This is a genomic window from Sandarakinorhabdus sp. (assembly GCF_032115815.1).
Classification (GTDB): Bacteria; Pseudomonadota; Alphaproteobacteria; order Sphingomonadales; family Sphingomonadaceae; genus Sandarakinorhabdus.
Genome location: NZ_JAUMBI010000234.1, coordinates 1 through 1677, shown reverse-complemented (window position 1 = coordinate 1677; position 1677 = coordinate 1). Strand labels below are relative to the sequence as shown.

3 protein-coding genes are annotated in these 1677 nt (G+C 64.0%); 1 reads left to right on the top strand and 2 read right to left on the bottom strand.

The genetic code is table 11. The features are described 5' to 3' along the window. Both RT662_RS13375 and RT662_RS13370 read right to left on the bottom strand, forming a co-directional pair. The coding region (locus RT662_RS13375; protein ID WP_313671195.1) for a twin-arginine translocase TatA/TatE family subunit at window positions 1-106 on the bottom strand (106 nt) is incomplete at its 3' end. A gap of 87 nt (window positions 107-193) precedes the next feature. Further along, on the bottom strand, window positions 194-1204 hold the full coding sequence (locus tag RT662_RS13370; RefSeq protein WP_313671194.1) for an NADP-dependent oxidoreductase: 1011 nt from the start codon (window positions 1202-1204) through the stop codon (window positions 194-196). Between the two features lie 32 nt (window positions 1205-1236). Here RT662_RS13370 and RT662_RS13365 point away from each other — a divergent pair, with 32 nt between their 5' ends. Beyond that, window positions 1237-1662: a VOC family protein gene (locus tag RT662_RS13365; RefSeq protein ID WP_313671193.1), complete on the top strand. Its 426-nt coding sequence runs from the start codon at window positions 1237-1239 to the stop codon at window positions 1660-1662. The last annotated feature ends 15 nt before the right edge of the window (window positions 1663-1677 follow it).

The following is a 1677-nucleotide window of genomic DNA, read 5'->3' as shown; positions in this document are numbered from 1 at the left end:
TACCCTTGGCAAAATCACCCATCAGATCGGAAATGCGGCCACGGCCGAACAACAGCACGATGACCAGGATGACCACCAGCCAATGCGTGAGGCTGAACGAACCCATGATGTGTAACCCTTACCGTTGTGCGGGATGAACCGCGTTCCTTTACGCCCAGGCGCGCGGCTTTGCCAGTGTTTGCACGTGCGCCTGTCAGACGCGGATCAGCCGCCGCCCGAAACTCTGGCCGGTAAACAGCCCGCTGAACGCCGCCGGCAGGCTGGCCAGCCCGTCAAAAATCTCCTCGCGATACTTCACCTGGCCAGCACGGATCATCCCGGCCAGCTCCGCCTGGGCCGCCGGGAAGCCCGGCATGTCATCAAACACCACCATGCCTTCCATGCGCAGCCGCTTGCCGATGAATTCGCGCGTGTTGTGGATGCCGGGGGCCTCCTGCGGGGTGAGGTTATAGTCCGCCACCTGCCCCGAAATCACGATCCGCCCCTTCATCCGCATCACGGGCAGCGCGCGATCGACACTGGCATTGCCCACATTGTCGAACAGCACATCCCAACCATCCGCACTGGCGGCAGCAAACTGCGCCTCGAAATCGGCCGCCTTGTAATCCAGCGCCGCATCGAACCCGCATTCCTCCACCAGCCAGCGGCACTTCTCCGCCCCGCCGGCAATGCCCGTCACATTGGATGCACCCCAGATCTTCGCCAACTGACCCGCCGTCGCGCCCACCGGCCCGGCGGCGCTGGTCACCAGCACCCGCTCGCCCGCCTGCAGTTGCGCCACCCGCTTCAGGCCAAACCACGAAGTCATCCCCGGCACACCCAAGATGCCGTTCCACAGGCTCAGCGGCACATCCAGATCAGGCACCTTGGCCAGATAGCCGCGCCCGTTCGACACCATGTGCGTGGCCCAACCGGTGCCCATCACCTTTTCACCAGCCACAAACTTCGGGTGGCGGCTCTCCAACACTTCGCCCACCGCAAAGCCATCAACCATCTGCCCCGGCTGCAACGGCGGTGCATAGGACGCGCCGGGCGACAACCGCGAGCGCGTGCCCGGATCGCAGCTGATGAAACGATTGGCGATCAGCAACTGGCCTTCCGCCAGTTCCGGAATCGGCAGCGTTTCGATCCGGAAATCATCCGGCGTCGGCACCCCCACGATATGCCGCGCCAACACGATGCGTTCCATTGTTCCAGCCGTCATGCCACTCTCATCCCCATCAACAGGAGCCCATCATGGACCAACGCATCAGCATCGTCACCCTCGGAACCGACGATCTCCCCCGCGCCGTCGCCTTCTGGGAAGCCATGGGCTGGCCGCGCAAAGCCCGCAAATTCGACGCCATCGCCATGTTCCAGTGCGGCGGCCTGGCCTTCGCAATCTACCCGTTCGACAAACTCGCCGAAGATTGCGGCATGACGGATAGAGGCCCCGGCTTCGGCGGCTTCACCCTCGCCCACAATGTGCGCAGCAAGGCCGAAGTCGACGCCCTCCTCGCCCGCGCCGTCGCCAATGGCGCGACCCTGCAAAAGCCCGCCCACGATGCCTTCTGGGGCGGCTACTCCGGTTATTTCTGCGATCCCGATGGCCACCCATGGGAAGTGGTCTACAACCCGTTCATGCTGCCGGGGCTGGATGGCAGCGTGACGCTGGCGGATTGAAGGGAAGGCGAAGGA

What these genes read in the sequence shown, in the direction of transcription:
- RT662_RS13365 (WP_313671193.1), top strand. Translation starts at nt 1,237, where the DNA reads ATGGACCAACGCATCAGCATCGTCACCCTCGGAACCGACGATCTCCCC.
- RT662_RS13370 (WP_313671194.1), bottom strand. Translation starts at nt 1,204, where the DNA reads ATGACGGCTGGAACAATGGAACGCATCGTGTTGGCGCGGCATATCGTG.